Source organism: Robiginitalea sp. (assembly GCF_049588695.1).
Lineage (GTDB): Bacteria > Bacteroidota > Bacteroidia > Flavobacteriales > Flavobacteriaceae > Robiginitalea.
Genome location: NZ_JBAVZJ010000221.1, coordinates 1 through 5,997, shown reverse-complemented (window position 1 = coordinate 5,997; position 5,997 = coordinate 1). Strand labels below are relative to the sequence as shown.

At 48.6% G+C, this 5,997-nt stretch carries 5 protein-coding genes; 3 read left to right on the top strand and 2 right to left on the bottom strand.

The genetic code is table 11. From position 1 onward, the window contains the following. Positions 1-811 (bottom strand): alanine dehydrogenase (locus WBV75_RS05340; RefSeq protein ID WP_424119611.1); only part of this gene is annotated, 811 nt, incomplete at its 3' end. Positions 812-1,017: 206 nt separating this feature from the next. Continuing rightward, on the bottom strand, positions 1,018-3,855 hold the full coding sequence (gene leuS / locus WBV75_RS05335; protein ID WP_424119612.1) for a leucine--tRNA ligase: 2,838 nt from the start codon (positions 3,853-3,855) through the stop codon (positions 1,018-1,020). A 102-nt stretch (positions 3,856-3,957) separates the two neighbouring features. Here leuS and WBV75_RS05330 point away from each other — a divergent pair, with 102 nt between their 5' ends. The 3 genes from WBV75_RS05330 to WBV75_RS05320 are packed head-to-tail and all read left to right on the top strand — an operon-like array spanning position 3,958 to position 5,913. After that, positions 3,958-4,836, top strand: a complete 879-nt coding sequence (locus tag WBV75_RS05330; RefSeq protein ID WP_424119610.1) for a cell division protein FtsX — start codon at positions 3,958-3,960, stop codon at positions 4,834-4,836. A 9-nt stretch (positions 4,837-4,845) separates the two neighbouring features. Then, on the top strand, positions 4,846-5,118 hold the full coding sequence (locus tag WBV75_RS05325; RefSeq protein WP_424119609.1) for a DUF3098 domain-containing protein: 273 nt from the start codon (positions 4,846-4,848) through the stop codon (positions 5,116-5,118). Next, positions 5,119-5,913, top strand: a complete 795-nt coding sequence (locus WBV75_RS05320) for an undecaprenyl-diphosphate phosphatase (RefSeq protein ID WP_424119608.1) — start codon at positions 5,119-5,121, stop codon at positions 5,911-5,913. It abuts the gene before it with no gap. Positions 5,914-5,997 lie beyond the last annotated feature (84 nt).

Sequence of the window (5,997 nt, the reverse complement as noted above, 5' to 3'; positions counted from 1 at the left end):
GGTCTACGGCTACATCTACAATCACGGTGCCTGGAGTCATGGATTTCAGCATGTCCCGCGTAATGAGCTTGGGCGCCTTGGCTCCTTTAATCAAAACCCCACCCACAATCAGGTCATGAGATTTTATGTGCTTACGGATATTGTATTCATTTGAAAATTCGGTCACCACATGTGGTGGCATGACATCATTGACATAGCGCAATCGCTTCATGTTGACGTCGAGCATCGTTACATGGGCCCCAAGGCCAGCGGCCATTTTGGCTGCCTGAATACCCACTACTCCGGCCCCAAGGACCAAAACGCGCCCAGGAGGGACCCCGGGTACACCGCCGAGCAGGACACCCCTGCCCTTTACGGGCTTCTCCAGGTATTTGGCTCCTTGTTGGATCGCCATACGGCCTGCAACTTCAGACATCGGCGTCAACAGGGGAAGCGTCCCCTCTTCATCTTCTACAGTTTCATAGGCAATGCATATAGCACCCGAATCGATCATCGCCCGGGTAAGCGTTTCACTGGACGCAAAGTGAAAATAGGTGAATACGATCTGACCCTTACGAACCAGCGGATATTCCGCTTCAATAGGTTCCTTGACCTTGACGATCATCTCACTTCTCTCGTAAACCTCATTGATGGTATCGAGAATTTCAGCCCCAACTTTTGCATAGTCGGCATCGGTAAATCCGCTGCCTACGCCAGCGCCCGATTGAATGAGGATTTCGTGTCCTTTATGATTGAGTTCGAGTACTCCCGCGGGGGTCATACCCACCCGGCTTTCGTTATTCTTGATTTCTTTAGGGATCCCAATGATCATATCGTGTTTTTTTAATTGAGGTAAAGATGTATCAAAAATTTATATTTTCAGGAATAAATCGACGTACGGAGGGGGTTTCCTGCCAAATTTATCCATTTATTTACATTACACCCCCTAAAAAATAGGGGGTATCCTCAATTATTCTAATTATGAAGGATGTTTTGGACTCCGGTGGGGATCACCAGACGAAAATATACCCGTACAGATCAGACTACAATATTTACAATTTTACCGGGCACGACAATAACTTTCCGGGGTTCCCGCCCTTCGAGATAGTGAAGGGTTTGCTCATGGCTTAAGACAGCTGCCTCAATCGCTTCCCTGTCGAGTTCCAGGGAAAGGGGGAGTTTGAAGCGCATTTTTCCATTAAAAGAAACAGGATACTCCTTGGTACTTTCTATCAGATACCTTTCCTGGTGTACGGGGTATGGGGCCTCAACGATACTATGGGTATGGCCCAGTTTTTCCCAGAGTTCTTCAGCAATATGAGGCGCATATGGGGCAACCAGGACGGCAAGAGGCTCGAGTATTTCGCGTTCCCGGCATTCCTGGGCGGTGAGTTCATTTACACAAATCATAAATGTAGAGACCGAAGTATTGAATGAAAACGCTTCAATGTCCTCAGTTACCTTTTTAATGGTTTTGTGCAGGCTCTTTAAATTTTGAGCCGAAGGGGTTTTGTCCAATACTTCAAATCCACGATCAGGCCCTTGATGATAGAGCTTCCACAGCTTTTTCAAAAACCCGTGAACACCACTAAGCCCAGCTGTATTCCATGGTTTGGACTGCTCCAGTGGCCCCAGGAACATTTCGTACATCCTCAGTGAATCGGCTCCGTACTCCTCGCAAATCAGATCCGGGTTTACGACATTGTACCAGCGTTTTGACATTTTTTCCACCTCTCTCCCCACGATATATACATCCTTCTCGAGGAGGAACTCAGCCCCTTTGAACTGAGGCTGCCATTCCCGCAGCTTTTCGACATCCAATTCATCCGAGGCATTCACCAAATTGACATCGACACGGATTTCTTCCACCGGAGTATCTCCGACAAGGCCTTTACTCAGATATTGCTGAGTCCCGCTTTTTCGGTAAACGATAGCACTGGTTCCCAGGATCATTCCCTGGTTGATGAGTTTTGAAGCAAACTCATCCCGGGGCACCCAACCCCTGTCGAACATAAATTTCTGCCAGAATCGGGAATACAAAAGGTGGCCTGTGGCATGCTCACTTCCACCTATATACAGATCTACGTCCTGCCAGTACGAAATCGCCTCATCAGAGACCAGCGCCTGGTAGTTTTGCGGATCCATATACCGATTAAAGTACTGAGAACTGCCCGCCCACCCGGGCATGGTGTTCAATTCCAATGGAAAAACCGTTTTGTGGTCGATATCCTCATTGGCCACTACTTCTTCCGCACGGATATCCCAGGCCCAGTGTGTGGCATTACCCAGAGGCGGCTCCCCGGTCTCCGTCGGGAGGTATTTCTCCACCTCCGGGAGGGTCAGGGGAAGGCAGTGCCCGGGGAGTAATTGAGGTAATCCCTCCGCATCGTAGTACACGGGGAAGGGCTCGCCCCAATACCGCTGCCTGCTAAAGACCGCATCGCGCAGGCGGTAATTGACCTTGCCGGCTCCCTGTCCTTTTGCTTCAAGGGCCTCAATAACCTTCCGACTGGCTTCCTTTACAGGCAAACCACTTATAAAACCCGAGTTGGCAATAACGGCACCGTCTTTTTCTTCAAAAGCTTCCTCCGCCACGGAGACACCCTCAAATATATTGGGAATGGGAATGTCAAAATGTTTTGCGAAATCAAAATCCCGTTGATCCCCACACGGAACAGACATTACCGCCCCGGTACCATATCCGCCAAGTACGTAGTCCCCAATCCAGATCGGTACAGATTCCCCGGTAAACGGATGCATGGCGTAAGCTCCCGTAAAGACCCCGGATATGGATTTCACATCGGCCATACGCTCCCGTTCCGAGCGGCGTGCGGTTGCCTCTATATAGTCGCTAACCGCCTGCATTTGTTCCGGGGTTGTAATTTTGGGAACGAGCTCGTGTTCCGGGGCGAGCGTCATAAAGCTCACCCCAAAAATCGTGTCTGGCCGGGTGGTAAAAACCTCAATGGGAAAAGACTCGGTCAGGCTTCCATCGGGTATTGTATGAAATACTACCGAAGCGCCTACAGAGCGCCCAATCCAGTTTTGTTGGGAGTCCACAAGTGGCCGGGGCCAGTCCACCGATGCAAGGCCGTCTAGTAAGCGCTGAGCGTAGGCCGTTATCCGCATACTCCACTGTGTCATTTTTTTACGTATCACCGGGTATCCGCCCCGCTCGGAAACCCCGTTGACAATTTCATCATTGGCCAGGACGGTTCCCAGTTCAGGACACCAGTTTACCTCGGTATCTGCCAGGAATGTCAGCCTGTATTTCAGTAAAATACGTTCCCGGGCGACTCTGGAAAACGACTTCCAGTCTTCAGCTGAAAAAAAGGGAGTGTCCTCGTCGCAGGCCGCATCTATCCCAAGATTCCCTCCAGCTTCAAAGGCTTTGACCAGGGTTTCAACTGGCTCCGCCTTATCCGATTTTTTATTGTACCAGGAATTAAAGAGCTGCATAAAAATCCACTGCGTCCATCGGTAATACGCGGGATCTGACGTTCGCACCTCACGCTCCCAATCATACGAGAAGCCAAGCTGGTCCAGCTGTTCCCGATACCTGCCAATATTGGCTTCAGTGGTTATGGAGGGATGCTGTCCGGTCTGAATGGCATACTGTTCTGCCGGAAGTCCAAAAGAATCATACCCCATGGGATGCAGCACATTATAGCACTGATGCCGCTTGAAGCGGGCGTAAATATCACTGGCAATATATCCCAGCGGATGCCCCACATGAAGTCCTGCCCCGGAAGGGTAGGGAAACATATCGAGGACGTAGTATTTGGGCTTCTCCGATGGGTATTCGGCCCTGAAAGTCTTATGTTCTGACCAGTATTGCTGCCATTTGGCTTCTATCTGCCTGAAATCGTACTGCATTTTACGGGTGAAAAGTGAGGGGGGATGCCCCATAGGTTAATTCCGGGTAAAAATAAGTGGAATCCATTTACTTTCCTATTTTTACATATCCTTAGTATCGCTATGAGCAAATCATTTGAACGCTACCAAAGGCGTAAACTGATCTCTTCCTATTTTTCAGTTATCCTGAGCATTGCTCTGGTCCTTTTTTTATTGGGTGTCCTGGGTTTATTGGTACTCAACACGAAAAAACTTGCAGATCACTTTAAAGAGGAAATCACTGTTTCGGTTTTCCTTAAAGACTCTGCCAAAGAAGTGGAAATAGGCCAGCTGCAGAAAAGCCTGGTCCTTTCTGAATATACCAAATCTGCTGTTTTCGTCTCGAAAGATGAGGCCGCGGAAGAACACAGCGCCGAGATTGGAGAGGATTTTCTGGAATTTCTCGGATACAATCCGCTCAAGAATTCCATCGACATCAACCTCAATGCGGATTTTGTAAACACCGCCCAGGTGGACTCGATCGCACAGAGTATTGCCAGCCAAAGTTTTGTCGAAGAGGTGAGTTTTGACCGTCCTACCCTGGATTTGCTTACCCGGAATGTCAAACGCCTCGGTCTTGGTATTCTTATCGCTTCAGCCCTCTTTACCCTTATCGCTGTATTGCTTATAAACAGCTCCATCCGTCTTTCTATCTACTCCAAGCGTTTTATTATCAAGACGATGCAAATGGTCGGAGCTACAAAATCATTTATCCGAAAACCCTTTATCTGGACCAATATCAAGCTCGGAATGATAGGGGCGATTCTGGCCCTGTTAGGTCTGGCTGGGATGCTATTCTATCTGAATCAGAATTTTCCCCAGTTGGGACTATTACAGGATATGGTCCAACTCGGGTTGGTCTTTGCCGGGGTTTTTGCGGCAGGAGTCCTGATCTCACTGGCCAGTACGTATTTTGCTACCCAGCGTTTTCTGAATCTGCGCACAGATGATTTATATTATTAAATTTGCAGCATGAGCAAGAAAAAGAATCGGCAGAAACCGCAGAAAAAAACCCAGGAGTTTATTTTTCAGCGAAAAAATTACCTGATGATGTTTGTCGGCCTTGCCCTTATCGCCCTTGGCTACATTCTTATGGCAGGCGGGGGGACCGAAGACCCGGAAGTATTCAGCGAAGCCATTTTCAATTTCCGGCGCATTCGTCTGGCCCCTACCCTGGTGCTTATCGGCCTTGGGATCCAGGTTTTTGCGATTCTCTTCAATCCCAATAAGAAGAAATCCGAATAATTGGATCTGATCGACGCCATTATTCTCGGTATTATACAGGGACTCACTGAATTCCTGCCGGTCTCTTCAAGCGGGCACCTGGAACTGGGAAAGGTCTTGCTGGGGGACACTTCCATCCCTGAAGAAAGCCTGCTTTTTACAGTAGTTTTGCACTTTGCAACGGCCTTAAGTACCCTTGTGGTTTATCGGAAAGACGTTTGGGAGATCCTCAGGGGGCTCTTGGAATTCAAAGACAATGAAGCTTTTCGTTTTTCGGTTAGAATTATCCTTTCCATGATTCCCGCTGCATTGGTCGGGTTGTTTTTTGAAGAGGAACTGGAAAAACTCTTTAGCGGTAACATTTTGCTGGTCGGAAGCATGTTGCTCATTACGGCGCTCTTGCTCTTTTTGGCCGATCGGGCCAAAACCACCCATAAAAATGTGACCTATGGAAATTCCTTTGTCATCGGGCTCGCACAGGCTGTAGCCATGCTCCCGGGAATTTCCCGAAGCGGGGCAACCATAGCGACTTCCGTATTGCTGGGAGTTGACAAACAAAAGGCTGCACGTTTTTCTTTTTTAATGGTCGTCCCATTAATCCTTGGTAAAATAGCCAAAGATGTCCTAAGTGGGGATCTCAATGTTCAGGCAGATAATTTTGGTTCGCTCACAGCCGGTTTTTTTGCGGCCTTTATCGCTGGCCTCCTGGCCTGTACGTGGATGATCCGCCTGGTTCGCAACAGCAGGCTTACCTTTTTTGCCGTATATTGTGTCATCGTCGGTTGTATAGCCATTGCGGCAGCCTTATGGATTTAAGCCGTCAAAAATGAGACTCCATTGGAACTCATCAAAGAAGCCTTTCTGGAAGGTCGCATTCTGGCCATAGACAAGCCCTACGGC

Excerpts from the sequence above, each read along its gene's own strand:
- leuS (WP_424119612.1), bottom strand. The coding sequence starts at position 3,855 with ATGCAGTACGATTTCAGGCAGATAGAAGCCAAATGGCAGCAATACTGG.
- WBV75_RS05330 (WP_424119610.1), top strand. The coding sequence starts at position 3,958 with ATGAGCAAATCATTTGAACGCTACCAAAGGCGTAAACTGATCTCTTCC.
- WBV75_RS05325 (WP_424119609.1), top strand. The coding sequence starts at position 4,846 with ATGAGCAAGAAAAAGAATCGGCAGAAACCGCAGAAAAAAACCCAGGAG.